Below are 26,681 nucleotides of genomic sequence, written 5' to 3' on the forward strand. Positions count from 1 at the left end.
CACCTATGCCCACACTCGGCTTCAGGGCCAGCCCGGCCATCCTCCCGAAGCGCCTGGATTCCCTGACCAGCCTGCGATTCTTCGCGGCCTTCGCGGTGTTCACCCACCACTTCACGGGCGTGGGAGGCGCGACCGGCTTCGGCCGCTCACCGCTGATCTTCCCGTACTCGGAGATCGGCGGGCACGGCGTCACCTTCTTCTTCGTACTCTCCGGGTTTCTGATGATGTGGGTCTTCAAGCCCCACGAGCATCCCGGTGTCTTCTACTGGCGCCGCGTCGGCCGGATCTGGCCCGCTCACCTGGTCGCCCTGGTGCTCGGCGTGTTCGCCTACTACATCGCGGCGCACCAGGCGATCCACTGGCCCAGCCTGATCTCCTCGGTCTTCCTCGTCCAGACCTGGTTTCCGCAGGTCACGCCGATCCTGCCGGGCAACGAGGTGACCTGGACGCTCAGCGTCGAGCTGCTCTTCTACGCACTGTTCCCGCTGCTCGGGCGGATCGCCGCCCGGATGCGCACGCGCTGGCTGGTCGCGGCCACCGTGGCCGGTCTGGCCGGGATGTGGGCCGTGCACTGGTTCGCGACCGCGCACTTCTCCCGGGGCAACGCCGGCTGGGTCATGCGCCACCCGCTGGTCTATCTGCCGGAGTTCCTGCTCGGCATGACCCTCGCGCTGGCCGTGCGGCGCGGCTGGCGGTTGCCGCTGCGCCCGGTGGTGCCGGTCCTCCTGCTGTTCGGGTACGTCTTCTGCTACTACCAGGGCCGGATGCGGCTCTCCGACGGCGTGGTGGCGCAACTCGACTTCACCGTTCGTCCGGCGATCGCGATGCTGTCCGGCCTGATCATCGTCGCGTTCGTCCAGCGCGAGGTGCGCGGGCTCCGCGGCATGCTGAACGCCCGGCCGTTCGTGCTGCTCGGCCTGTGGTCGTACAGCTTCTATCTGATCCACCACTCGATCAGCCGGCTGGCGACCTACGAGTGGGGCCGCATGCCGGACAACGACGCGGTGCTGTTCACCCTGCTCGGCATGGCCGTCGTGGCGAACGTGCTGTCCTGGGCGCTGTTCGCGTACGTCGAGGAACCGGCCGAGAAGTGGTGGCGCAAGCGCACCCCCCGGCGCTGGCTGGACCGGACGGGGTCCACCCCGGCGGAAGCGGTGATTCCCGCGCCGCGCCCCGGAACAGACCAGAGTCCCGAGCGTCAGGCGGAGCGCGAGCCGCAGCCCGCCCCCGTCTAGCCGGACACGAGCCGTGATCCGCCCACGTCATGCCGGAGGCGACCCCCTCGGCCCGGCGGCCGCAGGACGGCGCGTGCGGCCCCGCTACACGGGTACCGAGACCAGCTTGCGACCCTCGACGGTTTCGACCTGGATCGCGGCGACGTCGCTCGGCGCGACCAGGGCGAAGCCGTCCAGATTCGTGCCGGTTGCCTCGCTGGCGGCGGACACGAGCCAGCTGCCGGCCTCCCGGCGGCTGCCGTCGTGTGCGACGACCAGCAGCCGACAGCGTTGCCCGCTGGCGATCCCGGTCACCGAGGCGTTGACCCGCACCCAGCCGGCGGCCGGGCGGACCGCCACACTCATCCGGGCGCCGGACGCCGGGTCCTGGGCGGATCCGAGCCTGGTGCCGGGCACCGACACCGGCGTCGTCACCGGTGGTGGCAGCGCGGTCGGCGCAGGGGCGGTGGCGCGGCCCAGCACGGCACCGCCGCCCAGGACGGCGCCGCCCACCGCCACCGCCGCCGCCACCAGCGTCCCCCGCCGCCGCCAGTCCTGCCGGCCCCGCTCCTGGCGTACCGTCCGCAGGGTGCGTTGCAGCAGCAGCTCGCCGTCGACCGGCGGCCCGTCGATCAGCGCCTCCGGAAGCACCTCGCCCAGGGCGGCCTCGACGCTGCGCAGATCGTCGGCCTCGAGCCGGCACTCCGGACACGACGCGATGTGCTGATCCACCGTGGATACCTCCTGCCCATCCAGGGCACCGAGCACGTAGGCGCCGAGCAGTGGAGTCACGTGTTCCGTGGTCATCCGGCCACTCCCTTCATGGCAACCACCTGGCCGTGCAGTTGCGCCGGTTGACTGGTGAACGCCTCGCGCATGCGCCGTAACGCGTAGTAGGTCCGTGACTTGATGGTGCCCGGGGGTACCCCGAGTGCGTCGGCGGCTTCGGCCACGGTGTGGCCCTTGAAGTAGATGGCGTGCAGGACCTCGCGGTGCTCGGGCGACAACTGCTCCAGCGCATCGAGTACGACGATGGAGTCCACGACCTCGTCGGCATGGTCGTCCCGCACCGGCACGGTGGTCGGCGACTCCGCCACCTCCGTGGGGCGCCTCGAGCGGGCGCGGAACCGGTCCGTCGCGATGTTGCGGGCCACCGTGAGCAGCCAGCCACGCACCGACCCCTTGCTGTTGGTCAGCGCCTCCGGATGCCGCCAGGCGCGCAGCAGGGTCTCCTGCACGATGTCCTCGGCCGCGGCACGGTCACCGGTGAGGCGGATGGCATACGCCAGCAGGGCGCCGCCGTGCTCCTCGTACAACGCGCGGATCAGCACCTCGTCAGCGGCGGTGTCCTTGCGGCGGGACCACACGGCAGCCATTCGCGCCTCCTCCTCGCCCGTGGTGATGGCCGGGCGATGCCTTCCATGCCTGCATTGGCAAACGCCCCGCGCCGCGGCCCGGTTCATCTCCGGCAGAAAGCGTCAGCCACGCCACACTCGCACCGATCCCTCGCCGCGGCGCTTTCCCGGTCAGCGTGCCGGATCGTCCTTTATCAGCTTGCCGTCGCGGCCGACGACGAACCACGTGCCGTCCACGCCCTGGCCGTCGATGTCACCCGGGCCGAGGTCACCGGCGTAGTAGTAGAGCGGCCAGCCTCCGTACACCGCCTGGCTGGCACCCTCGGCACGGGAGACCGTGGTCAACAACGAGCCCTCGACGCCGGTCCCGGTGGTGACGGCCTTCTCGCTGGTCAGCGCGGGCCAGGTCGCGATGCACGTCCCGGTGCAACTGCTGGCGCCGCCCTTGTCGGCGGTGAACGCGTACAGGCTTCGGCCGGTCTGGTCGACGAGGATGGAACCGATCGCGGAGTCCGCGAACTGAATGCCGGTCGGCGCCGCCGCGGTGCTCCCGCTGATGACGGCCGTCGACGACGACGTCGGTGCGGTCTTGGCCGGCGGCCCGCTGCACGCGACCGCTCCGATGGCGAGTACCGCCCCGCTCAGGACCAAGGACACCGGCGTGCCCACTGTCTGTCGCATTAGCTCCCTCTCCACGATGGTGTCGTGGGCCAAACGCCACAGGCCGAGAACCGGTTCACCACATCCATACCCGATGTGATCCAGACCATGGTCTCCCGATTTCCGTTGAACCGAGCGGAACCGCCAGGCGTGTGCAGCCCGGAACGGCAGGAAGCCCACCATCGACATCGTTGGAGACCTCATGAAAATGCCCGTCGCCGTGTCAGCCCTCGCGCTGAGTGTCTGCGGACTCGTGCTGGCCTCGGCCGCGCCTCCCGCTTTCGCAGCCCCGGGCACACCGACCACACCGGGCACCCACGCGATGTCCGGCATGGACCATGCGGCCATGGCCGGAATGGACCACGCGGCGGCGCCCGCCACGGCACCGACTCCGGCCGGCAACCACGCCGACGGCGTACGCCGCTCGCACCAGCGGGCGCGATACTTCGCGGCCACGCTGACCGGACGCAACGAGGTACCGGTCGCCGGTGGACCAAAGGTCGGCGACTACGACGGCCAGGCCACCGGCCTGGTACGGGTGCAGGGAAACCGCGTCACCTTCGCGTTCCGGTGGAAGAAGATCGGCGCACCGACGCTCGGCCACATCCACCAGGGCAAGGCCGGTGCCAACGGTGACGTGAAGGTCCCGCTGTTCACCACGGCGATGCCCGCGACGGTGAACGCCGCCGCCGGTGTCACCACGGTCAGCGATCCGGCCATCGCCGACGCGATCCGCCAGCGGCCCGCCGACTTCTATCTCAACCTCCACACCGCCGAGTTCCCCGGTGGTGCGGTACGGGGACAGTTGCACAGCCTGCGTTCGGCGGCGGATGTGCTCGGCCTGCTGCAGGGCGGCACCCTGAAGGCGTTCCTCTCCGGTGACCAGGAGGTACCCACGCCCGGTGGTCCCGCGGTAGGCGACCCGACCGGCCGGGCGGTCGCCTTCATCCGGCCGCGCGGGAACGCACGCGTCGACTACTCGTTCGCCTGGGTCGGTGTCCGCCCGACGCTGGGCCACATCCATGAGGGCAAGACCGGCGTCAACGGCCCCGTCGTCGTCCCCCTGTTCACCACCGCGATGCCCAGCACGATCATCGCGGTCTCCGGCACGGTGGTCGGACTGGACGCGAAGATCGTTCGCCGGATCAAGAAGGCGCCGTCCGGGTTCTACGCCAACCTGCACACCGCGGAATTCCCCGGTGGCGCGGTCCGCGGGCAGCTGTTCCGTCGCTGACCGACCCCGCACCAACCGCCGGCCCGGCTACCACAGCGGGTCGGCGGTTCCGTCAGTGGCGCACCGTGCTGTGGCGGCCACGGCGGCGGCCCGCGGCGGCGGCACCCGCAGCCCGGCCGAGCCCTGGTCCGCACCCAGCGCGGAGGAAGCCCTCCGCCGCATGCATCCGGCCGAATTCGCGGGCTGGACAGACGATCAGGCGACCAGCCAGACGATCAGCGCCACCAGCACGGCCGCCACCACGACACCGCCGACGAGGAGCGGAACCTTCGAGGCCGGCGGCTCCTCCGGGGCGGGGTTCTGCGTGAAGGCGCGGAAGGCTTCGGTGTTGCCGCTGGGGTCGACGGAGTTGTCAGGCATGGGCAGGACAATAGCGAAGCGGTGCATCCCGCCGACACCCCGCCGATGGTGATCAGCGCGACGGCTGCCAGGGCGAACGTCCCGCGTCGCCGGAAATCACTCCTCCGTGGTCGAGTCCCGCCTACGGTCGTGACGTGGGAACAAAACGGATCTTACGGACGACGATCGCCGTGGCGCTCGCCGTGCCGGCCGCCGCCTGGGCCGCGGAACGGTCAGTGCCCCGTCCGGCCCGGCCACACGCCGCCGTACCCGCCCCGTCCGGCCCCGCGACATCGGACGGGCCCGCCCTGCGGTACGCCGTCGGCGTACGGACCCTGATGCTGTCCCGTGGCGCCGACCGCCCCCTGCGCACGCTGCTGTTCTATCCGGCTGCCGGTCCGCCACGCCCCGCACCCGCAACCCCGGGCCCACCGGCAAGCCCGGCGGCATCCCCCACCGCGCTGCCGAACCCGATCGCACCCCCGACCGCGACCGCACCCGCCGCCGCGACCACACCCGCCGTCCCGATCGCACCCGCGATCGCCCCCGGACACGTGACCGCGACGATGCGCACCGCCTCCGCCCCCGGTCCACGGTTCGTCGCCGCCCTCGCACCCTCTCCACCCGGCTCATCTGCCGCTTCCCCGCCGCTCGCCTCCCGGCCCAGCCCAGCCGTCGTGTCCAGCGCACCCGCGCCCGGCCCGGCCGCGGCGTCGAGTGTGCCCGGCTCGGCCACCAACCCCGGTGCGCCCGGCCTTGCCACCGGGTCCAGTGCGCCCGCCACCACGTCCAGTGCGGCCACCCCGGCTCCCCACCTCCACACCTCAGCGCCGCACGACACCTCAGCGGCACGCCCCGGTTCCGTATCCCACGCCGCCGCCTCGGCCGTGCCGTCGTCAGCCGAGCCCTGCCCGCCGCCCGCAGCACTGCCCGGTGGCAACGCCCGAGGGGACCATCCGACCGGTACCGCCACCACCGCACCGCCTGGCGAACGGCCGCCCGGCGAACGGCCGCCCGGCGAGCGGCCGCCCGGCGAGCGGCCGCCAGGCGAGCGGCTGACAGGCGAGCGGCGGGCCGCTCCGGCACCGGGCCGCTTCCCGCTCGTACTGTTCAGTCACGGCCTGTCGGGCACCCCCGAGCGATATGCGCCCGCCGCCGCGACCTGGGCGGCGGCCGGATTCGTGGTCGCGGTGCCGGCGTTTCCGCACACCTGCGCGGGCGCACCACGATTCCGCAAGGCCGACATCGTGCAGCAGCCCAACGACGCGTGGTACGTCCTCCGGCAGGTCCGCCGCCTCGACCACCGGCCCGACGACCCGCTGTACGGCCGGATCGACGGGGACCGGGTTGCCGCCGTGGGCCACTCGGCGGGCGGATACACCACGACCGGCCTGTTCACCGCGGGACATCCCCGGTGGCTGCGATCGGGTGTGGTCATCGCCGGGTGGCGGGCGGCCGGCGCGTTCGCCGGGTGGCCGGCCACGATGTTGTTCCTGCAGGGCGACTCCGACCGCGTGGTCCCGCTCGCGCTCGGACGGGCGGCGTTCGACGCCGTGCCGTGGCCGAAGTCGTACGTGCTGATCCCCCACGCCCGGCACGCCGGATACATGCTGCCGGGCCGCTACGGCTGGGCGCAGATGAACGCGATCGTCACGGACTTCCTGCTTTGGACGCTGACCGGCGACGAAGAGGCACGGCGGCGGCTGCCCGCCAGTAGCCTCCCGGCCACGGAGCTGGGACCGGACGGCACCCCTTCCCCGGCACCCCCGGATCCGGCCATGAGCGGGCAGCCCGGCGATCCCGTCAGGGCCGATTACCCGCACCTGCCCGGCACAGCCCACCCGTAGGCGCCGTCCGGCCCGTAGCGGACGGCGGTCGCGGACCCGCCCGTGACGGGGACACCGGCGAAGGTCGCCCGGGCGCGATATCAGTGCAGGTGGTCGATCGCGACCTTGCCGAACACGTCGCCCGAGTGCAGGTGCGCGAAGGCGTCCGCCACCGCGCTGAAGCCGTACGTCGAGTCGATCACCGGGCGGACGTTGCGGTGCACCACCAGGTCGAGCAGCGCGGCCAGCTCGTCACGACTGCCCATGGTGCTGCCCAGGATCTCCAGCTGCATCGCGAACACCCGGCGCAGGTCCACCGTGGCGAGATGCCCACCGGTCGCGCCGCAGACCACGATCCGCGCCTGCGGCTCGGCGCACTTCAGCGAGTGCTCGAACGTCGGCGCGCCCACGGACTCGATGACCACCCCGACCCGTTCGGGCAGCCGGGCGCCGGGCTCGACCGCGGTGGCGCCGAGGGCGGCGATCCGCTCCCGCTTGGCGGCGTCCCGGCTGGTCGCGTACACCCGCTTGCCGAGCGCCGCGGCCAGCACGGCGGCGGCCGTGGCGACGCCACCACCCGCGCCCTGCACGAGCACCGCCTCGGTCTCCGCCACCCGGCCCTTGGTCACGAGCATGTGGTACGCCGTCAGCCACGCCGTCGGCAGGCACGCCGCGTCCAGGAACGACAGCCCCGCCGGCTTGGGCAGCAGGTTCTCCGCCGGGGCGGCCACCCGCTCCGCCAGCGTGCCCGGGTGGCGCTCGGACAGCAGGGAGAAGCCTCGCGGGTCAGCCGGATCCGGCACCACCGGGTAGACGACGACCTCGTTGCCGTCCGGGTCGATCCCGGACGCGTCACACCCCAGGATCATCGGCAGCCGGTCCGGCGGCAGGCCCACCCCGCGCAGCGACCAGAGGTCGTGGTGGTTCAGGGAGCTGGCGCGCACCTCCACGGTCACCCAGCCGTCAAGCGGCGACGGCTCGGGCTGGTCGCCGACCGCGAGCGCGGCCAGGGGGTCGTCAGGCTTGGTCACGGAGGCGTAGGCGGCGCGCATGACGGGAGCCTACTGTCTTGCCTTCCGTACGCGGCGTCCCCTGTGGCCGATTCACCACAGGCCGCGCGGCCGAGGAGCCGCGCGGCCGGGCAGGGGGGCGGGTCAGGCCGGGACGGGAGCCGTGGCCGCCGTGGCGGGGCCCGCGACGCAACGGGCCACGCCGTCCAGCTCGGCGGCCCGGGCCACCGCAGCCGCCACGGCCGGGGCGACGCGCGGGTCGAGCGGCGACGGCACGATCGTGTCGGCCCGCAGGTCCTCGCCGACGACCTCCGCGATCGCCTCGGCGGCGGCCACCTTCATCCGGTCCGTGATCGTCGTGGCGCGGGCGTCCAGCGCACCCCGGAAGATGCCCGGGAACGCCAGCACGTTGTTGATCTGGTTGGGGAAGTCGCTGCGCCCGGTCGCGACGATGGCCGCGTACTTGGCGGCGATCGACGGGTGAACCTCGGGGGTCGGGTTGGCCAGCGCGAAGATGATGCCGCCCGGGGCCATGCCCGCCAGCGCCTCCTCCTCGATTGCCCCGCCGGACACCCCGATCAGCACGTCCGCGCCGATCAGCGCCTCGCGGATCCCACCCGTACGCAGGGAGACGTTGGTGTTCGCGGCCAGCGCCGCCTTCTCGGCGGTGAGGCCGGGGCGGTCGGCGTGGATGATGCCGCGCGAGTCACAGATGATCATGTTGGCGCCCGGCACCCCGGCTGCGATGAGCGTGTTGGTGATCGCCACCCCGGCCGCGCCCGCGCCGCTGATGACGACGCGCAGGTCGGCGAAGCGGCGCCCGAGCACCGTGACCGCGTTGCGCAGCGCGGCGAGCACCACGACCGCGGTGCCGTGCTGGTCGTCGTGGAAGACCGGGATGTCGAGGGCCTCGTCGAGGCGCCGTTCGATCTCGAAGCAGCGGGGGGCGCTGATGTCCTCCAGGTTGATGCCGCCGAACGAGGGCCCGAGCGCCTTGACCGTGGCGACGATCGCGTCGGTGTCCTGGGTGTCCAGGCAGATCGGGACCGCGTCGACGCCGCCGAACTGCTTGAACAGCACCGCCTTGCCCTCCATGACCGGCATGGCGGCCTTCGGGCCGATGTTGCCCAGGCCCAGGACGGCGGAGCCGTCGGTGACCACGGCGACGACGTTGCCCGACCAGGTGTAGTCCGCGGCCAGTTCGGGCGTCTCGGCGATCGCCTCACACACCCGGGCGACGCCGGGGGTGTACGCCTTCGACAGGTCGTCGCGGCTGTTCAGCGGGACGGTGCAGGCGATGGCCATCTTGCCGTGCCGGTGCAGGTCGAAGACCGGGTCGGCGGCGAGGGCGGGATCGGTTTCAAAACTGAAAATAGACACGGGGACTCCAGGGCGCATCGGAAGGTCGATTTGCCAGCCGGCCTGGGCGCGAGTGGGCGCCGGCCGACCTGCGATGCGGGGGTCACCCGGAACGAGGTCGCTAGACACAACACTTGAGCGGTAATGCTCGTAAGGGCCGCAAGACTTCGGTGTGCTGCGGTTACCGAAGATTAACTTAGCCACCCCGGTCGCGGCCAGTAGCGAAACACGACTCGTCCGATGACATCTGCCACTCCGAACGCCCGCGAGTCGTCCGTACCGAACTCGTTGTCGCCGTGTAGCCACCAGCCGTGCTCGCGGGCCTCGACCGCGCGTTTGACGACCAGCAGGTCCGGCCGGGACCGGAAGCGCGCGACCACCACGTCGCCGGGGCGCACGCGGCCGCCGCGGCGCACCAGCAGGGCGTCGCCGTCGCGCAGGGTGGGCGCCATGGAAGGACCCCGCACAAGTACGGCGAACAGCGGCAGTTGCAAGCTCATGGCATCAAGTCCCGCGTCGCGTGTGGCCGGAGGTGTAAGGGGTAGGGTCAGACACGGATCATCGCAAACGTATGGAGGGGTCCTGATGCGACTTCCGCGCATTCTCACGCCGCGCACCCTGGTCAGCGCGCACTGCGACCTGCCGTGTGGCGTCTACGACCCGGCACAGGCCCGCATCGAGGCCGAGTCGATCAAGGCGATCGCCGAGAAGTACCAGGCGAACACCGACCCGGAGTTCCGCACCCGGGCCATTCAGATCAAGGAGCAGCGCTCCGAGCTGGTCAAGCACCACCTGTGGGTGCTGTGGACCGACTACTTCAAGGCACCGCACTTCGAGAAGTACCCGCACCTGCACCAGCTGTTCAACGAGGCCACCAAGCTGGCCGGTGCCTCCGGGACCAAGGGTTCGCTGGACCCGGCGGTCGCCGAGCAGCTGCTGGGCAAGATCGAGGAGATCTCCAAGATCTTCTGGGAGACCAAGCAGGCGTGACCCGCGACGTCACCGTACGGCCGGCGCGTCCCGAGGACGTGCCGGCCGTCGTCGCGATGGTGCACGAACTGGCCGACTTCGAACGCGCCGCCGACCAGTGCCACCTGACCGTGGAGCAGCTGAGCGCGGCCCTGTTCGCCCCCGCACCCGCGGTGTTCGGCCACGTCGCGGTCGACGCGGACGGCCTCCCGGCCGGCTTCGCACTGTGGTTCCTCACCTACTCCACCTGGGAAGGGACCCACGGGATCCACCTGGAGGACCTGTACGTCCGCCCAGGCGCCCGCGGCACCGGGGCGGGCACCGCACTGCTGGCCGCACTCGCCGCGATCTGCGTGGACCGCGGGTGGCGACGCCTGGAATGGATGATGCTCGACTGGAATCCGGCCGCCGGGTTCTACGCCGCCATCGGCGCCACGGTCAAGAGCGACTGGTTGCCGTACCGCCTCGCGGGCGAGCCGCTGCACCTGCTCGCTGAACGGGCCTCCCGGGCCTCCACCGGCAGCGGCTAGAGTCTCCTCCATTGGGAGGATGGGGTGCGGTGACTCACGCGACGACGACACAGCCCGAGCCGGCGACGGAGGACGATGTCGTGCTGCTCACGGTGCCCGCCGACGGCGGGTATCTGAGCGTGCTCCGGACGGCCACCGCGGGGCTCGCGGCGCGGTTGCACTTCGCGCTGGACGAGATCGAGGATCTGCGCATCGCGGTCGACGAGGCGTGCGCGATGCTGCTGGCGATCGCCACCCGGGGCGCCGAGCTGGCGTGCCGTTTCGCGGTCACCGAGGACGCGCTGACGGTCGAGGTGTCCGTGTCGACCGTGCGGGGCGCCCGGCTGCCGACCACGTCCTCCTTCGCGTGGAAGGTGCTGACCGCCCTCACCACCGCGGCATCGGCCGAGGCGGACGGGCGCCGCGCCATGATCCGCCTGGTCACCCGCCGCTCGGAAAGCTGACCACCCGGCACAGGTCAGCGGCCCTGAACGCCGGACCTCCGGTCCGCCGGACCTCCGGTCCGCCGGACCTCCGGAACGCTAGGAACCGGCCACGAGAGCCGCCGGTCGCTGGTGATCGCCGTTCAGTTCGAGCGAGCGGCGATTCGCCTCGACGATGTGATCCAGGTGGATGCGGGCGGCCGCGGCGGCCCCCTCCGCGTCGTACGCCAGAATCCGGGCCAGCAGCTCCCGGTGGTCCTCGTCGACCTGCGCCCAGTAGCCCTCGGGCAGGTCGCGGATCACGTCGTCGCCGCACGATGCGTCGTACACCGGGCGAGTGACCAGCTCGAACAGCGGGTTGCGGGTCGCCTTGCAGACCACCGCGTGGAACGCGGAGGCGGCGCTGCACATACGGGCGGCATCGTCTCCGACCGGGTCGAACATCGCCGCGTGCATGAGCGCCACGTCGCTGTCGGTGCGGCGGCGTGCCGCCATCGAGGCGGCGGGCACCTCCAGCGCGATGCGCAACTCCAACACGTCCGTGACACCCACCGCCGCGGAGTTGGTGAGCAGGGTGAGCCCGGTGGTGAGGCCCTCGCAGATCTGCTCGGCGTCCGGATGCGCCACGAAGCTGCCGCCGGTCACGCCCCGGGTGGTGATGATGAGGTGCTGGCTGGCCAGCAGGCGCAGCGCCTCGCGGACCGTGCTGCGGCTGACCCCGGAGCGGATGCACAGCTCCGGTTCGGGCGGCAGGCGTTCCCCCGGCCGGAGGCGGCCGGAGGTGATCTCGGTGCGGAGCTCGTCGGCGAGCATCTGGTACGCCGGTGGGCGCACCGTAGATCCGGTCACTCGTCCTCACCCCCGAAGCGCCGTCGCTTCGATCTGCCTAGGCCAGTCTCAGCCTAGGCCTTTCCACGCGGCGGGGAGAGCGGGACGGCCACGCGACCGGCGCCGACGGCGAATTCCCACGCCGGTCCGCCGCCCCGGGATCCGCCGGGACGAGCATCAACCCAGGCCGAGCGCCCGGGTGCTGGGCGGCAGCACGATCAGCACGATGGTGGCCGCGGCCAGCACCAACACGAGCGCCCCGAGCCAGGTGGGCCCGGTCTGGACCAGGAATCCGCCGGTCGCCAGCAGGAAGAGCTGCACGACCACGGTGGGCCCGCGGGCGCGGGCCGAGCGCCGGGCCAGGGCGCGGGTCAGCAGGCCGAGGGCGGCCGCGCCGAGCGCCGCGAAGGCCGTCAACGCGACCGCGACGGTCACGCTCTGCTTGTCCGCGGTGACGTCCAGCACGATGAGGTACGCGGTGAGCACCCCCAGCCCACCGGCTTCCAGCCCGAGCAGTCCGACCGCTCCGGCGAGGGTCGGGGGCAGGGAGGTACGCGGGGGCTGCGGCGCGGTCACGGCTCTGCACCCTACCGGCCGCGATGATCGAGGACTGACCGCGCGCCGATCGGCGGGTACAGTGCCGCGCATGCGTGCCCTACTGGTGGTTAACCCCAAGGCCACCACGACCAGTGAGCGCAGCCGGGATGTGCTTGTCCGGGCGCTGCGCAGCGAGGTGGACCTGACCGTCGAGTACACGTTGCGGCGGGGCCACGCGATGACGCTGGCCCGCACCGCGGCCGACAGCGGCGTCGACGTGGTGGTCACCCTCGGCGGCGACGGCACCGTGAACGAGGCGGTCAACGGCCTGCTCACCGCGGACGCGGCGGACGACGCGCAGGCGGGGAGCCCGGCGCACCGGCTGCCCGCACTCGCGGTGGTGCCCGGCGGATCGACGAACGTCTTCGCCCGCGCACTGGGGCTGCCCGGCGACTGGGCGGACGCCACCAGCGTGATCCTGGACGGGCTGCGCGACGGCCGCCACCGGCTGGTCGGTCTGGGCCGGGCCGACGACCGCTACTTCACCTTCTGCGCCGGAATGGGACTGGATGCGGCGGTGGTGCGCGCGGTGGAGCAGGCCCGGTTACGCGGCCGCACTTCCACGCCCGCACTGTACGTTCGCGCGACGATCGGGCAGTTCTTCGGTGGCGATGACCGGAAGAATCCGCCGCTGTCCGTGGAGCGTCCGGGAGAAGAGACGGAATCGGGACTGGGCACTGTCATCGTGCAGAACACCGCGCCGTGGACATACGTCGGCGACCGCGCAGTGAACCCGAATCCGGACGCATCCTTCGATCTGGGACTTGACGTACTCGCCCTACGACAGCTAGGCGTCTCCAGCACAACACGGACAGTGACGCAACTGGCTCGCCGTACGGGGACTCCGCACGGGCGCCAGGTGCTCCGGTTGCACGACCAGGCGGAGATGACCGTCGCCGCGACCCGGCCCCAACCGTTCCACCTGGACGGCGACTACCTGGGAGAGCGCCAGAAGGTGCACTTCGTGTCCGTCCCCGAGGCGCTGCGTGTGGTCTGCTGAGTACGGGGTAGGCCCCAGAGGGCAAGCCTCACGATCCGTATTCAGAAACACAGGCAAAACCTCCGCGCGCGCCGCGGCACGGTACTACATTGATGGGAGCGGTCGTCAGCCGGGACTGGAAGAACCCCCAGAACCGGACAAAGGGGTCGTGAGCTAGCTCACCCGCTGGGAGATTTTCCGAGCGCTACCCTTGACATCGCGCTAGTTCGTGAAAGCATTCACAAGCGATAAGAAGTAACCGGATGCCGCCCGTGCACGTTCCTAATCGAGAAGCCCGGAACGGCTCTGTGTAACCGAAATAGCTTGCTCACGCACCGGTGATCGAACGGATGCAGCCCGTCGGTCGCCATGCGTATGCAAATAGGTAAGTCAGCACTGCGTTTACTACCCCATCCGGAAACAAGGAGTGTTGCCGCCATGGACTGGCGCCACGATGCGATCTGCCGCGACGAGGACCCGGAGCTGTTCTTCCCGATCGGGACCTCCGGCCCTGCGCTCCTGCAGGTCGAGCAGGCAAAGGCCGTGTGCCGGCGGTGCCCAGTGACCTCGGAATGCCTCTCCTGGGCACTCGAGTCCGGTCAGGACGCCGGCGTATGGGGCGGTATGAGCGAAGACGAGCGACGCGCCGTCAAGCGTCGTGGCGGCCTCCGGGTCGGCGCTCCCACCGCCTGAGCCATCCCCCGCAGCACCGCATTTCACGCCCCGAGCCGTTCCGGCCCGGGGCGTCGTGCTGTTTCGGGCCGATTACCGCACGCAATGGCGGCACCGCGCGGGAAATCAGGTCACACGCCGTTCGCGAAATGATCTCGAAATTACCGGCAATCGTTACTGAGACGATTAGCACGCCCACCCACTGTGTGTCTTCCATCGCATCGGGAACGGCGAGCCGGTCAGGCGGCGACGGGCACCGCGAAGCCGGCCGCCGCCCGGGCGGCCTGAGCCACCACGAGTGCCGCCAGCTCCGGCGCGTCCGTGAGCGGCTCCGCCACGGCCACCGCCCCGGCCGACCACGCCGACCGCACCGCGGCGTCATACAGCCGCCCGGGAGCCAGAAAGTAGGACGCCACCCCGACCCGGCGCGCGCCCGCCCCCCGCAGGAGCCCCACCGCCTCGCCGGCGACCGGCGGGGACGCCGACGCGTACGCGACCCGGCACGGCAGGCCCAGCCGCTCGCCGAGCGCTGCGGCCACCTGCTCCACCGTTGCGCGGGCCGCGGCGTCGCGGGTGCCCGCCGCCGCCAGCACCAGCGCGTCCAGCTCACCTGCCCGCCGCACCGGTCCACCGGCCGTCGACCGGAGCGCCGGCAGGCGCCGCACCAGCCCGTCCAGCAGCAACGGCGGGACCGCCCCGGCCACCGGTCCCAGCACCTCGGCGACGGCCACCTCCAGGCTCAGCCCGTCCGCCCGCGCCGCGGCGACCTCGGCGGGCACGTCGACCCGCCCGTGGTACGCCGACGTCAGCAGCAGCGGCACCAGCACCGCCCGTTGATGGCCGGCCGCCGCCAGCGCGGCAAGCGCCCCGGCGGGCCGGGGCAGACTGTGGTCGAGGTAGGCGGCGTGCACGTCCCAGTCCGGCCGCAGGCGCGCCACCGCCCGGGTGAGCGCCTGCGTCGCGGCCGCCGCCCGAGGGTCACGGCTGCCATGCGCGGTCAGCACCACGCCCAACCGGGCGTGCGCCTCCGGCGCCGCGCGGTCTGGGGGCGCCGCAGCTAGGCGTGCAGGCCGCATTCGGTCTTCTCGAACATCGCCCAGCGGCCCGCGCGCGGGTCCTCCCCGGCCTTCGTGCGCCGGGTGCACGGCCAGCAGCCGATCGAGCCGTACCCCTTCTTGAAGAGCTCGTTGACCGGCACGTTCCAGCGGGCGATGTAGCGATCCACGTCGGCCTGTCGCCACGCCGCGATCGGGTTGACCTTGACCTTGCCCTTGCGGGCGTCGAACGTCACGACCGGCGTGTTGGCCCGCGTCGGGGATTCGTCGCGGCGCAGGCCCGTGGCCCAGGCGTCGTAGTCCACCAGGGCCCGCTCCAGCGGCTCCACCTTGCGCAGGAAGCAGCACTCGTCCGGGTCGCGGGCGAACAGCCGGGGACCGAACTCGCCGTCCTGCTGCCCCACGGTCATCCGCGGCCGGATCGAGCGCACGTTCACGTTCATCGTGCGGGCGACCGTGTCGCGCACCTTCAGCGTCTCCGGGAAGTGCAGGCCGGTGTCGAGAAAGACGACGTCCACGCCGGGGGTGACCCGGGAGAACAGGTGCGCCACCACCGCGTCCGCCATCGAGCTCGTCACACAGAACCGCGCGCCGAACGTGTCGGTCGCCCACCGGGCGATCTCCTCGGCCGGCTTGCCCTCCAGCGCCGACGCCGCGTCGCGAGCCAGCGCCTCCAGCTCGGCCGGGGTGCGGCGGGTCGGGTCGGCCGGGGCGGATCCCCCGAGGGACACCAGGCCCAGGCCGGTAGCGGTCACGACAGTCATCGGTTAGCTCCCTCGACAGCGCCGTCGTCGCCGGCCACGCCTTTCAGACGCGCGGCCAGCAGCCCGTTGAACTTGACCGTGAAGACACGCGCGCAGGAGTGGCACTCCCACGCGCCGTGCGATGCCTCGTGCGGGTACAGGTCCTCGTCCCCGCAGTAGGGGCAGTAGAGGGGCGTCGACCGGGCGTCGCTCACTTGAGCAACTCCTCGTCGGCGCGCACGACCCAGGTAGCGAACGACTCCCCGTCGGCCCGCCCGGCCAGGTAGTGCCGGGCGACGCGTTCCACGTACCCGGGAAGTTCCTCGGCCGTGGCCTTGAGGCCGCGCAGCTTGCGGCCGAAGCCCGCGGTCTGGCCCTGGGCCATGCCGAGGCCGCCGCCGAGGTGGATCTGGAAGCCCTCGACCTGCTCGCCCCGCTCGTTCATGACGAGCTGGCCCTTGAGACCGATGTCGGCGACCTGGGTGCGGGCGCAGGCGTTGGGGCAGCCGTTGATGTGGATGGAGATGTCCGCGTCGAACTCACGCAGCCGCTCCTCCAGCTTGGCCACCAGCTCCTCGCCGCGCGCCTTGGTCTCGACGATGGCGAGCTTGCAGTACTCGATGCCGGTGCAGGCCATCGTGCCGCGCCGCCAGGCCGACGGCCGGGCCTCCAGGCCGATCCCGCGCAGGCCCGCGACCAGCGACTCGACCTGGTCGTCCGCAACATCCAGAACCAGCAGCTTCTGGTACGGGGTGAGCCGCACCCGGTCGGACCCGTGTGCCTGCGCCACGTCGGCGAGCTTGGTGAGCTGCGTGCCCGAGGAACGCCCGACGACCGGGGCGGCGCCCACGTAGTTGCGGCCGTCGACCTGCTTGTGGACCCCGATGTGGTCGACCGGCTTGGCGGGCAGGTCCGGCTCGGGCCCGTCCACCAGCGCCCGGCCCAGGTACTCCTTCTCGAGCACCTCGCGGAACTTCTCGACGCCCCAGTCGGCCAGCAGGAACTTCAGCCGGGCCCGGTTGCGCAGCCGCCGGTAGCCGTAGTCGCGGAAGATCCCGACCACGCCTTCCCAGACGTCCGGCACCTCCTCCAGCGGCACCCAGGCGCCCAGCCGCTCGGCCAGCCGCGGGTTGGTGGACAGTCCCCCGCCGACCCACAGGTCGAAGCCGGGCCCGTGCACCGGGTGCTGCACCCCGATGAACGCGACGTCGTTCGTCTCGTACGGGGTGTCCACCAGCCAGGAGATCGACGTCTTGAACTTGCGCGGCAGGTTGGAGTACTTCGGGTCGCCGAGGTAACGCTCGACGATCCGGTCGATCGCCGGGGTGGGGTCGATGACCTCTTCCGTGGAGACGCCCGCGACCGGGCTGCCCAGCACGACCCGGGGGCAGTCCCCGCACGCCTCGGTGGTCTGCAGGCCGACCGCTTCGAGGCGGCGCCAGATCTCCGGCACGTCCTCGACCCGGATCCAGTGCAGCTGGATGTTCTGCCGGTCGGTGATGTCGGCCGAGTCGCGGGCGAACTCGGTGGCGATGCCCGCGATCGTGCGCAGCTGGGCCAGGTTGAGCGCGCCGCCGTCGATGCGCACGCGGAGCATGAAGTACTCGTCTTCCAGCTCGTGCGGCTCCAGCACGGCGGTGCGCCCGCCGTCGATGCCCGCCTTGCGCTGGGTGTACAGGCCCCACCAGCGGAACCGGCCGCGCAGGTCCTGCGGGTCGATGGAGGCGAAGCCCTGCTTCGCGTAGATGTTCTCGATGCGGGCGCGGACGTTGAGCGGGTTGTCGTCCTTCTTCATCCGCTCGTTCGGGTTCAGCGGCTCACGGTGTCCGAGCGCCCACTGGCCCTCGCCGCGCGCCTTGCGGGGGCGGGCGGCGGGCTTCGCAGCGGTGATGCTGTCGAGCGCCATGTCGGCGGTCCTCCGGGTCATCGAGGGCACGCCATGGCGGAACGGCCACCCCGAAGGGCTCGCGACATCGGTGTCTGGAGAAGGCCGGCGCGTCGGGCGCGCCCGAAATCAGAGATCGGGCGGCGTCAGGAAGCCGGACACATCGCGCTGCGGACGCGCCCGTAGTCAACGTGGCGGCGGGCCACGAAGCGGCGGTCGACTGCAGCGGTCATGCCGACAGCCTCTCACGGCCGCCCCTTGTGGGCCAGTCCGGTCCAGAATCCGGGAGGGTGTCCTGGCACACCACCGGCACCGAATGTCGCACCGGGCCACATGAGGACTCAGCAGTTTGGAATCCTGTCCTGATGACGACCACGTCTGGCGACCGCCCCGCCACCGCGGGGCCGTCGTCCGTGCCGGACGCCGTCCGACCGGGTTCCGAGCCCGCCGCCGTCGAACCAGCGCCGCACGCCGCTCCAGCGGAGCCCGAGCCGGCGGCAGACGCGCCCCGATCGGATCCCGCGCCTGAGCCGCCGCGCGCGGCGTCCCGCCGGATTTCCCGCCGGGCACTGACCGGAGCGCTCTGCTGGGTGGTGCCCACCGTGGTCACCGGGCTGGTGGTGTGGTTCCGGGTGGGCGAGGCGCCGCCGTGGCGCGACGAGTTCGCCAGCTGGGACGCCGCGATGCGTACGGTGCCGCAGATCATCGCGCTGGGGCACCACATCGACGGGGTCATGCTGCCGTACTACCTGTTCCTGCACTACTGGGTGGGGTGGTTCGGCGACTCGGTGACGGCGCTGCGGGTGCCCTCGGTGCTGGCCATGACGGCCACCGCCGCGGCCACCGCCCTGCTGGCCCGCCGCCTGTTCGGCCACCGGGCCGCGCTGCTGGCGGGCCTGTTGCTGGCCACGGTGCCGGTGGTGTCGCGCTACGGCCAGGAGGCCCGCGGGTACGCGGCGGCAGCGCTGTTCGCCACCCTCGCCACGCTGGCCCTGGTCGCGGCGCTCACCCGGCCCCGATGGTGGCGCTGGGCGGCGTACGCCGGTTGCGTCCTGCTGCTCGGCTGGTCGCACCAGGTGGCCCTGCTGCTGCTGCCCGGGCACGCGGTCGCCGTGCTGGTGCTGACCGCCCGCTCCCCGCGCCGGGCGACCTTGCTGTGGTGGGCGGTCGCGGTCGCGGTCGCGTGTGCGGGGGTGGTGCCGCTGGCCCTGCTCGGTGCGACGCAGCGTGGTGCCCAGCTCAACTGGCTGTCCCGGGCGACACCGGACGCCCTCGCCGAGCTGCCGTCGACGTTGTTCATCTCCAGCCTGGTCGGCGGCGCGCTGTGCGCCCTCGCGGTGTTCGCGCTGCCCCGCCGCGGGACACCGGGCCCCGGCGACGCCTGGAGCCGGCTGCTCTGGCTGTCGGTGCTCCTGCCGTACGGACTGCTGTTCGCCATCGACCAGCTGGTCGCGCCGATGTTCCTCGGCCGGTACCTGATCTTCGTGATCCCGCTGCTGTGCGTGCTGGCCGGGCGGGCCCTGGGCACCCTGCGCCTGCCGACGGCGCTGGCGGTCGTGCTGGTGCTGGGGCTGATGGGCCTGCCCGCACAGAACGAACTGCGGAAACGGCACTCATGGTTCGACTACCGGTCCGTGGCACAGCTGCTGGGGGCGTGGTCGGTGCCGGGCGACGGGGTGGTCTACGCGCACCGGCAGGGCTGGCAGTTCTCCGACACGGCGATGCGCTACTACCTGCGCGGCAACGGGCCGCGCGACCTGCTGCTGCGCTCCGACGCAGTGCATAACGCGTCGCTGTGGGCCACCGAGTGCGACGACCCGGCCCCCTGCCTCGCGGGCGCCCCGCGGGTATGGGCGGTGAGCGCGGACGACCTGGCCACCGGCCGCCGTGCGGGCACCACGGATCAGCTCCCGGAGGCGGTCCGCGGGGCCCTCACCCAGCGTTACCGGGTGGCCGAACGCTGGCGCTTCGACGGCTTCACCGTGGCGCTGCTGCTGCCCAGACGCCGCCCGGCGGGCGGCTGAGCCCGCCCCCTCGCCCAGCGGCCCGGTCCGGCTGGATCAGCGCTTGCCGAGCGGGACGACGAGCACCGCCTCGGTGCCGCCACCGGCCCGGTTGCGCAGCTCGATGCTGCCGCGCAACTCACCGGTGGCCAGCGCCCGGACGATCTGCAGGCCGAGCCGCCCACTCGCATCCGCCCGGAACCCCCCGGGCAGGCCCCGGCCGTTGTCCGCCACGGTGACGTGCAACTGCTGACGGAAGCGGTGCGCCGCCACGACGACCTCGCCGGGACGGTCGGCGGGCTCTGGCGCACCACCCTCCTCGATGCCCGGGAAACCGTGTTCCACCGCGTTGATGAGCAGCTCGTTGAGGACCATCACGAGCGACGTGGCGATCTCGGCGGGCAGCACACCGAACGTGCCCTCGCGGCGCATCGTCACCGCGCTCTCGGTGGCCGCGACCTCGGTGGCGGCGCTGGCCACCCGGTCCACGATCCCGTCGAACTCGACCGCCTCGTCGCTGGACATCGACAGGGTCTCGTGCACCAGCGCGATGGAGGCGACCCGGCGTACGGACTCCTGCAGCGCCACCTGCGCCTCGGGGTGGTCGACCCGGCGGGCCTGCAGACGCAGCAGGGCGGCGACGGTCTGCAGGTTGTTCTTGACCCGGTGGTGGATCTCCCGGATGGTGGCGTCCTTGGTCATCAGGGCGCGGTCGCGGCGGCGTACCTCGGTGACGTCGCGGACCAGCACCAGCGCGCCGATCGGCACCCCGGCGGGCATCAGCGGCAGAGCCCGCATGAGTACGGTCGCGCCGCGCGCCTCGACCTCCTTGCGCGCCGGGTGCTCACCACGCAGCGCAGCCAGCATCCGCTCGGCCGTGTCCGTGCCCTCCAGCGGGTCCGCGGCCAACCGGCCGGTCAGCACCGCCAGCTCCTCGCCGACCAGGTGGGCGCTGAACCCGAGCCGCCGGTACGCCGACTGCGCGTTCGGGCTGGCGTAGGTGACCTTGCCGGAGGCGTCGAGGCGGATCAGGCCGTCGCCGACCCGGGGCGCGGAGGTGGTTTCGCCGGGGTGCCGGGGCGGCGGGAACGTCCCGTCGGCCACCATCTGTGCCAGGTCGTCCGCCGTGGTCAGGTAGTTCAGTTCGAGCTGGCTGGGGGTACGCGCGGTGGACAGGTTGGTGTCGCGGCCGATGACCGCGACGACCTCGCCGTGCTCCTCCTCGCCCCGGATACGGACCGGGATGGCCTCGTGCCGGGCCGGGGTGTCGCCGTACCAGACCGGGTCACCCTCGCGCCAGATCCGGGCCTGCGCGTACGCGATGTCCAGGTGCGCCACCTCGGGCCCCCCGGCGATCTTGCCCACCTGGTCGTCCTGGTACGCCGTCGGCGCGGTCGTCGGACGCACCTGGGCGACGCACAGGAACGTCCGGGGCCGGGCGTCCGGGGGCCGGACCGGCACCCAGAGCAGCAGGTCGGCGAAGGACAGGTCGGACAGCAACTGCCAGTCGCCGGCCAGGCGGTGCAGGTGGTCGATGTCGGCGGGACCGAGGTCGGTGTGCTCCTCGGCGAGGTCGCGCAGGGTGGACACGGATCAAGCCTGCCATGCCTGTTCTAGAGCGTCGTCGTGACCTTCTTCAGGCCGCGCGGGGCGTCCGGGTCCTCGCCGCGGGCCAGCGCCAGGGCCAGGGCCAGCTTCTGCAGCGGCAGGATGTCGAGCAGGGGTGCGTAGCGCTCGTCGACCGCGGGGACGGCGAGGCGGCCGGAGGCGCCGGGCACGTCCGCGGGGCCGACGGTGACCACGTCGGCGCGCCGCTCGCCGAGCCGGTTGACCACGTCCCGCATCGCCTGGCCGCCCGGACCGTCGCCGACGACGGCCAGCACCGGCACGTCCGGGTCGGCCATGGCCAGCGGGCCGTGCAGCAGATCCGCGCCGGAGAAGGCGAGGGCCGGCAGGTACGACGTCTCCATCAGCTTGAGCGCGGTCTCCCGGGCGGTCGGGTACGCGTAGCCCCGGCCGGTGGCGACCATGCGGGAGGCGAAGCGGTAGCGCTGGGCGAGCGCGTCGGCCCCGTCGTCCGCCAGTACCTCCTCGGCGAGCTGCGGCAGCTTCTCCAGGGCGGCGCGCTCGTCGACGGGCAGCGCCCCGTCGCCCGCACGGATGCCTTCGACCAGCAGGAGCAGGGCGAGCAGCTCGGCGGTGTACGTCTTGGTGGCGGCCACCGCCCGTTCGTGGCCGGCGGCGACGTCGATCGCCAGCTCGGCCGCCGCGACCAGCGGCGAGTCGGGGTTGTTGGTGACCGCGAGCGTCAGCGCGCCGGACTGCCGGGCGACCGTGAGCACACCGGCCAGGTCGGGCGAGCCGCCGCTCTGGCTGACGCCGACGACGAGGGCGTCGGAGAGGTCCGGCCGGGCGCCGTAGAGGGTGATCGCGCTGGGCGAGGCGAGGCCGACCGGGATGCCGAGCCGGATCTCGGTGAGGTACGCGCCGTACAGGGCCGCGTGGTCGGAGGTGCCCCGGCCGACGAAGATCACGTGGCGGGGCCGGTGGGCGGCCACCCGGGCGGCCACGGCCGCGATCGCGGTGGCGTGTTCGCGGTCGAGCAGACGGGCCATTCCCGCTGGCTGCTCCGCGATGTCGGCCGCCATGCCCTGCCCTCGCTGCGTCACTGACAGACCCTCCCCTATGCACGGTCCCGCGCGTTTCGTGCGCAGTCTTGCACGAAAGAGCGGCCAAGCGCAACGTTTCGCGCAGCAATGCGCAGATCCCGGCCTGACATATCGATCGCCGTCGCCTAGGCTCGCGTCGTGGCGTATCCCGCGCGACGTCGAAAGGTTGGCGCAGCCCCATGGAAGACCCCCGTCGCTCCGCCGACAGCGACCTCGAACAGGCCCGCGCGGCCCTCGACCGCGGCGAGATGCACCACGCGGCCGATCATCTGGCGGGCGCCATCGCGCAGGCACCCACCCTGCCGGAGACCCACGAGCTGCTGAGCCGGCTCGCCGCCCGGTCCGGCGGCGGCCTGGAGCTCTTCCCGCTCGGGCAGCACGCGTTCGTCGGCACGGTCGTCGCCCGCGCCCACCTGCTGGCCGCCGCCGGGCGCCCCGAGGACGGGCTGCCGCTGCTGGCCGCTGCCAGCGGGCACACCCCCGGCATGGACTGGGCGGGGGTGCCCTGGGTCGCCGAACCGTCGCTGGGCGCGCGGCTCGATCCGGACACCCTGGCCCGCATGGTCATGCGGCTGTGCACCGCGGTCGGCGACCCGGCCCCCGAGCAGGACCGCGGGGCCCTGCTGCCGTACCTGACGGTGGTCCGGCACGCGATCGCCGCCCAACCCGCCCACCACCTGCTGCTCGGCGCCGGATCGGCGCTGGCGCGCCGGATCGGCGACGCGACGCTCGCCGTCGACTGGGCCGCCCGCGGCGTCCGGGCCCAGCCGTCGAAATTGGGCGAGATCTGGCTCGGGTACGCCTACCGCAGCGCCGGCCGCCTGCCGGAGGCCCTCGACGCGCTGCGCCGCGCGGTCGGGCACGACCCCGACGACCTGTCCGTGTACGCGGACATCGCGGGCACCCTCGCCGCCCAGGACCGGCTGGACGAGGCCCTCACCTGGGTGGACCGGGCACTGGCGCGCGACCCCGAGTTCGACTGCGCCGTGCACACCGGTCACCGGCTGCGATACCAGGCCGACGGGGACGTGGCACACCTGGTCCGCCTCGCCGACTTCCAGCGTTACCACCCGGACGATACGCACGAGCACACCGACCTCGCCGAATGCTGCCAGGACGTGCCGTGGCTGAGCCGGGTCCCGGCCGCCCCGGACTCAGACCCCGACCCGCGGCGCCGCTTCCCCACGCTCGCCCGTCCGCCGGCGCCCCGGCCCTCCACCGGTTACCCCACCGTTGCCCGGCCGGACGTCGCCCCGCCCTCGGCGTCGGCGGTGCAACGGCTGCAACGGGTGGCGCACCCGTTGTGGCCGCACCCGCCCGCCGCATATGACACCGCCGTGGGGCTGCTGCTGGTCGAGCCGCAGGAGTTGCTGGCCCTCATCGCCCACCCGCCGGCCGCACCCGACACGGAGGTCGGCCGGGCCCTGGCGGCACACGATCCCGCCCGGTGGACCCGCTGCGTGTACGTCTGGGCCTGCCTGGGGCTGCTGCATCACGACGCGGATGAACCGTGGCCCGGATCGCGGCGCCGTCGGTTGCTGGTGGAACTGGCCGCGGGTGGCGTGGACGCGATCACCGAGGCGGCGCTGTTCGCGCTCGTGACGTACGCCTGGGTGGAGCCGGCCGCGCGGGCGGACGTGGCCGACCTGGTCGGGCGGACCCTGGCCGAGGTGGTGGCCACCCCCGCCGCGGAACTGACCGGCATCGCGTGGTCGGTGGCGCAGCTGGCGCTGGTGACCCCGGACCTCAGCCCGGCCGCGCAGGAACTGGCCGCCGCGGTGGTACGGGTCGAAGAGGGCCGGGCGGTCGCCGCGATTCCGCGTCAGCGCGACCGCCGTGCCGGGCGGCGGCTGGTGGGCTGGCTCGTCCGGCGCCTCACTCGACCACGGCGATGAGGTCACCCTCCTGGACGACGTCGCCCTCGTTGACCGCCAGCTGGGCCACGGTGCCGTCCGACTCGGCCAGCACCGGGATCTCCATCTTCATCGATTCGAGGATCACCAGCGTGTCACCCTCGGCGACCTCGTCGCCGGCGGCGGCCACGACCTTCCACACATTGGCCACCATCTCGGCACGGATCTCGTCGGCCATGGTGATTCCTCCTCGTCGACGCTGTCGGGTGGAGATTATCCAATCACGAGCACTTGATGGGGGAATCCGGGCCGCCCGGTAGGACGGACCGCCGCGAGCATCCCGGCCGGACCCGACGACTACGATCAGGCGCGACGACCTGCCACGAAAGAGGAGGCCGACATGGCCAAGAAGGCCCGCAAGAAGAAGGCCCGGAAGAAGAGCTCTGCCAACCACGGCAAGCGCCCCAACTCCTGAGCCTGGCCGCGATACGACGGGAGGGCCGGCAGCGCACCGCTGCCGGCCCTCCCGCGTCTGTTCTACCCGCCCTCAGGGCAGGAACTCGCGGGTCTCCACTTCGATGACCATCTCGTTCAGCTTGACCCGGAGCCGCTCCCGCAGCTCCCGCGGCGCCACCTCGTCACCGCAGCAGCGGGCGACCAGTGCCTTCACCTCGTGCTCGATGCCGTACTCGTGCAGGCAGTGCGTGCAGTCGTCGAGGTGCTTCTTGATCAGAATGCGGCGTTCCTCGCTGCACTCCAGGTCGAGGTAGAGGTAGACCTCGCTGATGACGGCACCGCAGTCCGGCTTGTGTTCTTCGCCGTTCACGTCGCTACGCCTCCTGCCGGGCCGGCGCGTCGGTGCCGCGCGTGATGCCCCGGTCCGCGGCGTACTGCTCCAGCAGCTTGCGCAGGTTGCGACGGCCACGGTGCAGGCGGGACATCACGGTCCCGATCGGGGTGCCCATGATGTCGGCGATCTCCTTGTACGAGAAACCTTCGACATCGGCGAGGTAGACGGCGAGGCGGAAGTCCTCCGGCAGCGCCTGCAGCGCGTCCTTGATGTCGCTGTCCGGCAGCCGGTCCAGTGCCTCGGTCTCGGCGGAGCGCAGACCCGCGGAGGTGTGCGACTCGCTGGCGGCGAGCTGCCAGTCGGTGATTTCGTCCGTCGGCGCCTGCACGGGCTGCCGCTGCTTACGCCGGTACGAGTTGATGTAGGTGTTGGTGAGAATGCGGTACAGCCACGCCTTGAGGTTGGTGCCCTCCTCGAACTGGTGGAAGGCGGAGAACGCCTTGAGATAGGTCTCCTGCACCAGGTCTTCGGCATCGGCCGGGTTGCGGGTCATCCGCAGGGCCGCGGCGTACAACTGGTCGACGAACGGCAGCGCATCGCGCTCGAAACGCGCGCGGCGCTCCTCCGTCCGTTCCGTCCGCTCTGCTGGCGTCACCCGTCCGTCTCCCCTCGGCCGCCCCGCCGAGGATACGGGTAGTGCCCCGCCCAACGTTCCCGAAACCGCCGGTGTGCTGACAGTCACCGATGGCGACGGGGTCGGCGCCGGCTGCACCGCGGGCCAGTCCGGGGCGGTCAACAGCTCCCGCACCTGCCGCTGCTTCGCGCCATCGCGCTCGACGCATCCGGTTTCGGCACGCACCGCTGACCCCTTCCGACGTACGGCTGTCCGCGTGTTGCAACGGTCTGCATCTTGCACACATTCCCACTCGCCCCGGCCCCGACCTGCGTGATCATGAAAATGGCCCACGACAAACAGCCGGAAAATACCCGTTAACCCCACGATTTGCCGGGACGTTCGGGGTCAGTGTGCCCAGTGGTGCTCGCGCAGCCAGCCCAGCACGGCGTCACCCGTCCCGGCAAGATCCTTGCGCAGATCATGGGTGGCGCCCGGCCGGACGATCACCCGTACGGCACCGACCGCCTGCGGCAGCCCGAACGGATCCCGGTCACCGTTCACGACCAGCGTGGGGATCTCGGTGGGCAGCTCCCCCGCCCGGCTGCGCTCGGGTCGGCCCGGCGGATGCAGGGGGAAGGCCAGCGCCAGCACCCCCGCCGCGCCGAGCGCACCGGCCGTCCGGCAGGCGACCCGGGCGCCGCTGGAGCGCCCGCCGCAGATCAGCGGCAGCCCCGGCACGGCGAGTTGTCCGACGGCAGCGGTCCAGGCCTCGTCCAGGTGACCAGCCGGGGCCGGAGCACGCCGGCCCGCCATCCGGTACGGCTGGGTGACCAGTGCGACCCGGACGCCGGCCGCGACCGCGACGTCGTGCACCCGGGTCAGATCGGGGGCCTCCACCCCTCCGCCCGCGCCGTGCCCGAGCACGAGCAGGGCGAGCGGCGGGCCCGCGGGCTCGCTGACCCGGATCCCCGCCGGGCCGCGTGCCGTCTCAATCGTGTAGCCGCTCGTGGTGGTGTCGCTGCGCACGACGTCATTGTCGCCCGGTGGTGATCGCCGGATCAGCGTCTGGCCAG

The 26,681-nt window shown here is 72.4% G+C and carries 30 protein-coding genes; 11 read left to right on the forward strand and 19 right to left on the reverse strand.

Annotated features, from left to right (window positions below):
- The first annotated feature begins 5 nt into the window (after window positions 1-5).
- The gene (locus ACMCNO_RS29860) at window positions 6-1,235 is read left to right on the forward strand and encodes an acyltransferase family protein (RefSeq protein WP_412752766.1); all 1,230 of its coding nucleotides are present in this window, start codon (window positions 6-8) and stop codon (window positions 1,233-1,235) included.
- Between the two features lie 84 nt (window positions 1,236-1,319).
- On the opposite strand, the gene ACMCNO_RS29865 is transcribed toward ACMCNO_RS29860, so the two are convergent.
- The 3 genes from ACMCNO_RS29865 to ACMCNO_RS29875 form a co-directional block, all read right to left on the reverse strand.
- Window positions 1,320-2,021 carry an anti-sigma factor family protein gene (locus tag ACMCNO_RS29865; protein WP_412752767.1) on the reverse strand — a complete coding sequence of 234 codons (702 nt, stop codon included), beginning with the start codon at window positions 2,019-2,021 and terminating at the stop codon, window positions 1,320-1,322.
- The gene (locus tag ACMCNO_RS29870; RefSeq protein ID WP_412752768.1) at window positions 2,018-2,590 is read right to left on the reverse strand and encodes a sigma-70 family RNA polymerase sigma factor; all 573 of its coding nucleotides are present in this window, start codon (window positions 2,588-2,590) and stop codon (window positions 2,018-2,020) included. Before ACMCNO_RS29870 ends, ACMCNO_RS29865 begins: the two co-directional genes overlap by 4 nt.
- 150 nt (window positions 2,591-2,740) lie before the next feature.
- Complete coding sequence (locus ACMCNO_RS29875) at window positions 2,741-3,226, reverse strand: hypothetical protein (protein WP_412752769.1); 486 nt, start codon at window positions 3,224-3,226, stop codon at window positions 2,741-2,743.
- Window positions 3,227-3,431: 205 nt separating this feature from the next.
- On the opposite strand from ACMCNO_RS29875, the gene ACMCNO_RS29880 reads away from it, so the two are divergent.
- Window positions 3,432-4,463: a CHRD domain-containing protein gene (locus tag ACMCNO_RS29880; RefSeq protein WP_412752770.1), complete on the forward strand. Its 1,032-nt coding sequence runs from the start codon at window positions 3,432-3,434 to the stop codon at window positions 4,461-4,463.
- A 195-nt stretch (window positions 4,464-4,658) separates the two neighbouring features.
- Here the strand turns inward: ACMCNO_RS29880 and ACMCNO_RS29885 are convergent, their stop codons facing one another.
- The gene (locus ACMCNO_RS29885) at window positions 4,659-4,823 is read right to left on the reverse strand and encodes a hypothetical protein (protein ID WP_412752771.1); all 165 of its coding nucleotides are present in this window, start codon (window positions 4,821-4,823) and stop codon (window positions 4,659-4,661) included.
- A 170-nt stretch (window positions 4,824-4,993) separates the two neighbouring features.
- On the opposite strand from ACMCNO_RS29885, the gene ACMCNO_RS29890 reads away from it, so the two are divergent.
- Entirely contained in the window at window positions 4,994-6,649 is a 1,656-nt protein-coding gene (locus ACMCNO_RS29890) for a hypothetical protein (RefSeq protein ID WP_412752772.1), read from the forward strand.
- Between the two features lie 80 nt (window positions 6,650-6,729).
- On the opposite strand, the gene ACMCNO_RS29895 is transcribed toward ACMCNO_RS29890, so the two are convergent.
- The 3 genes from ACMCNO_RS29895 to ACMCNO_RS29905 all read right to left on the reverse strand — a co-directional run bounded on the left by ACMCNO_RS29895 (window position 6,730) and on the right by ACMCNO_RS29905 (window position 9,497).
- Window positions 6,730-7,680, reverse strand: coding sequence for a zinc-binding dehydrogenase (locus ACMCNO_RS29895; RefSeq protein WP_412752773.1), 951 nt, complete (start codon window positions 7,678-7,680; stop codon window positions 6,730-6,732).
- A gap of 102 nt (window positions 7,681-7,782) precedes the next feature.
- Window positions 7,783-9,036, reverse strand: coding sequence for an NADP-dependent malic enzyme (locus ACMCNO_RS29900; protein WP_412752774.1), 1,254 nt, complete (start codon window positions 9,034-9,036; stop codon window positions 7,783-7,785).
- A gap of 152 nt (window positions 9,037-9,188) precedes the next feature.
- Window positions 9,189-9,497 (reverse strand): S26 family signal peptidase, encoded by a 309-nt coding sequence (locus tag ACMCNO_RS29905; protein ID WP_412752775.1) that lies wholly within the window; start codon window positions 9,495-9,497, stop codon window positions 9,189-9,191.
- An 85-nt stretch (window positions 9,498-9,582) separates the two neighbouring features.
- On the opposite strand from ACMCNO_RS29905, the gene sodN reads away from it, so the two are divergent.
- Genes sodN through ACMCNO_RS29920 form a run of 3 tightly spaced genes read left to right on the forward strand, consistent with a single transcriptional unit; the run spans window position 9,583 to window position 10,939 of the window.
- Window positions 9,583-9,987: a superoxide dismutase, Ni gene (sodN, locus tag ACMCNO_RS29910; protein WP_412752776.1), complete on the forward strand. Its 405-nt coding sequence runs from the start codon at window positions 9,583-9,585 to the stop codon at window positions 9,985-9,987.
- Window positions 9,988-10,043: 56 nt separating this feature from the next.
- Entirely contained in the window at window positions 10,044-10,496 is a 453-nt protein-coding gene (locus tag ACMCNO_RS29915; RefSeq protein ID WP_412753856.1) for an N-acetyltransferase family protein, read from the forward strand.
- Window positions 10,497-10,525: 29 nt separating this feature from the next.
- The gene (locus ACMCNO_RS29920) at window positions 10,526-10,939 is read left to right on the forward strand and encodes an anti-sigma regulatory factor (RefSeq protein ID WP_412752777.1); all 414 of its coding nucleotides are present in this window, start codon (window positions 10,526-10,528) and stop codon (window positions 10,937-10,939) included.
- A gap of 78 nt (window positions 10,940-11,017) precedes the next feature.
- On the opposite strand, the gene ACMCNO_RS29925 is transcribed toward ACMCNO_RS29920, so the two are convergent.
- Entirely contained in the window at window positions 11,018-11,767 is a 750-nt protein-coding gene (locus tag ACMCNO_RS29925; RefSeq protein WP_412752778.1) for a FadR/GntR family transcriptional regulator, read from the reverse strand.
- 156 nt (window positions 11,768-11,923) lie between these two features.
- A complete protein-coding gene (locus tag ACMCNO_RS29930; RefSeq protein WP_412752779.1) occupies window positions 11,924-12,322 on the reverse strand; it encodes a hypothetical protein in 399 nt (132 codons plus the stop codon).
- Window positions 12,323-12,392: 70 nt separating this feature from the next.
- On the opposite strand from ACMCNO_RS29930, the gene ACMCNO_RS29935 reads away from it, so the two are divergent.
- Window positions 12,393-13,343, forward strand: a complete 951-nt coding sequence (locus tag ACMCNO_RS29935; RefSeq protein WP_412752780.1) for a diacylglycerol/lipid kinase family protein — start codon at window positions 12,393-12,395, stop codon at window positions 13,341-13,343.
- Between the two features lie 417 nt (window positions 13,344-13,760).
- Complete coding sequence (locus ACMCNO_RS29940; RefSeq protein WP_020513708.1) at window positions 13,761-14,015, forward strand: WhiB family transcriptional regulator; 255 nt, start codon at window positions 13,761-13,763, stop codon at window positions 14,013-14,015.
- 218 nt (window positions 14,016-14,233) lie between these two features.
- On the opposite strand, the gene ACMCNO_RS29945 is transcribed toward ACMCNO_RS29940, so the two are convergent.
- Genes ACMCNO_RS29945 through ACMCNO_RS29960 form a run of 4 tightly spaced genes read right to left on the reverse strand, consistent with a single transcriptional unit; the run spans window position 14,234 to window position 17,698 of the window.
- A complete protein-coding gene (locus ACMCNO_RS29945) occupies window positions 14,234-15,070 on the reverse strand; it encodes a sirohydrochlorin chelatase (protein WP_412752781.1) in 837 nt (278 codons plus the stop codon).
- Window positions 15,052-15,813 (reverse strand): phosphoadenylyl-sulfate reductase, encoded by a 762-nt coding sequence (locus ACMCNO_RS29950; protein WP_412752782.1) that lies wholly within the window; start codon window positions 15,811-15,813, stop codon window positions 15,052-15,054. The genes ACMCNO_RS29945 and ACMCNO_RS29950 overlap by 19 nt, the downstream gene beginning before the upstream one ends.
- Entirely contained in the window at window positions 15,810-16,007 is a 198-nt protein-coding gene (locus tag ACMCNO_RS29955) for a hypothetical protein (RefSeq protein WP_412741089.1), read from the reverse strand. The genes ACMCNO_RS29950 and ACMCNO_RS29955 overlap by 4 nt, the downstream gene beginning before the upstream one ends.
- Window positions 16,004-17,698, reverse strand: coding sequence for a nitrite/sulfite reductase (locus ACMCNO_RS29960; protein ID WP_412753857.1), 1,695 nt, complete (start codon window positions 17,696-17,698; stop codon window positions 16,004-16,006). Before ACMCNO_RS29960 ends, ACMCNO_RS29955 begins: the two co-directional genes overlap by 4 nt.
- 344 nt (window positions 17,699-18,042) lie before the next feature.
- Here ACMCNO_RS29960 and ACMCNO_RS29965 point away from each other — a divergent pair, with 344 nt between their 5' ends.
- Window positions 18,043-19,701 (forward strand): glycosyltransferase family 39 protein, encoded by a 1,659-nt coding sequence (locus ACMCNO_RS29965; protein ID WP_412752783.1) that lies wholly within the window; start codon window positions 18,043-18,045, stop codon window positions 19,699-19,701.
- Window positions 19,702-19,737: 36 nt separating this feature from the next.
- On the opposite strand, the gene ACMCNO_RS29970 is transcribed toward ACMCNO_RS29965, so the two are convergent.
- Together ACMCNO_RS29970 and ACMCNO_RS29975 are read right to left on the reverse strand one after the other, a co-directional pair.
- Complete coding sequence (locus ACMCNO_RS29970; RefSeq protein ID WP_412752784.1) at window positions 19,738-21,270, reverse strand: sensor histidine kinase; 1,533 nt, start codon at window positions 21,268-21,270, stop codon at window positions 19,738-19,740.
- Window positions 21,271-21,293: 23 nt separating this feature from the next.
- Window positions 21,294-22,328 (reverse strand): SIS domain-containing protein, encoded by a 1,035-nt coding sequence (locus tag ACMCNO_RS29975; RefSeq protein ID WP_412753858.1) that lies wholly within the window; start codon window positions 22,326-22,328, stop codon window positions 21,294-21,296.
- A gap of 200 nt (window positions 22,329-22,528) precedes the next feature.
- On the opposite strand from ACMCNO_RS29975, the gene ACMCNO_RS29980 reads away from it, so the two are divergent.
- Entirely contained in the window at window positions 22,529-24,244 is a 1,716-nt protein-coding gene (locus ACMCNO_RS29980) for a tetratricopeptide repeat protein (RefSeq protein ID WP_412752785.1), read from the forward strand.
- Here the strand turns inward: ACMCNO_RS29980 and ACMCNO_RS29985 are convergent.
- Complete coding sequence (locus ACMCNO_RS29985; RefSeq protein WP_412753859.1) at window positions 24,225-24,446, reverse strand: biotin/lipoyl-binding carrier protein; 222 nt, start codon at window positions 24,444-24,446, stop codon at window positions 24,225-24,227. The genes ACMCNO_RS29980 and ACMCNO_RS29985 overlap by 20 nt on opposite strands.
- Before the next feature lie 156 nt (window positions 24,447-24,602).
- Here ACMCNO_RS29985 and ACMCNO_RS29990 point away from each other — a divergent pair, with 156 nt between their 5' ends.
- Window positions 24,603-24,677, forward strand: a complete 75-nt coding sequence (locus ACMCNO_RS29990) for a 50S ribosomal protein bL37 (RefSeq protein ID WP_369752275.1) — start codon at window positions 24,603-24,605, stop codon at window positions 24,675-24,677.
- Window positions 24,678-24,749: 72 nt separating this feature from the next.
- Here ACMCNO_RS29990 and rsrA read toward each other — a convergent pair whose 3' ends face one another.
- The 3 genes from rsrA to ACMCNO_RS30005 form a co-directional block, all read right to left on the reverse strand.
- A complete protein-coding gene (rsrA, locus tag ACMCNO_RS29995; RefSeq protein ID WP_412752786.1) occupies window positions 24,750-25,028 on the reverse strand; it encodes a mycothiol system anti-sigma-R factor in 279 nt (92 codons plus the stop codon).
- A gap of 4 nt (window positions 25,029-25,032) precedes the next feature.
- The gene (locus tag ACMCNO_RS30000) at window positions 25,033-25,851 is read right to left on the reverse strand and encodes a sigma-70 family RNA polymerase sigma factor (protein ID WP_412752787.1); all 819 of its coding nucleotides are present in this window, start codon (window positions 25,849-25,851) and stop codon (window positions 25,033-25,035) included.
- A 162-nt stretch (window positions 25,852-26,013) separates the two neighbouring features.
- Window positions 26,014-26,634: an alpha/beta family hydrolase gene (locus ACMCNO_RS30005; RefSeq protein ID WP_412752788.1), complete on the reverse strand. Its 621-nt coding sequence runs from the start codon at window positions 26,632-26,634 to the stop codon at window positions 26,014-26,016.
- Window positions 26,635-26,681 lie beyond the last annotated feature (47 nt).

This window comes from Krasilnikovia sp. M28-CT-15 (genome assembly GCF_047159595.1).
GTDB lineage: Bacteria > Actinomycetota > Actinomycetes > Mycobacteriales > Micromonosporaceae > Actinoplanes.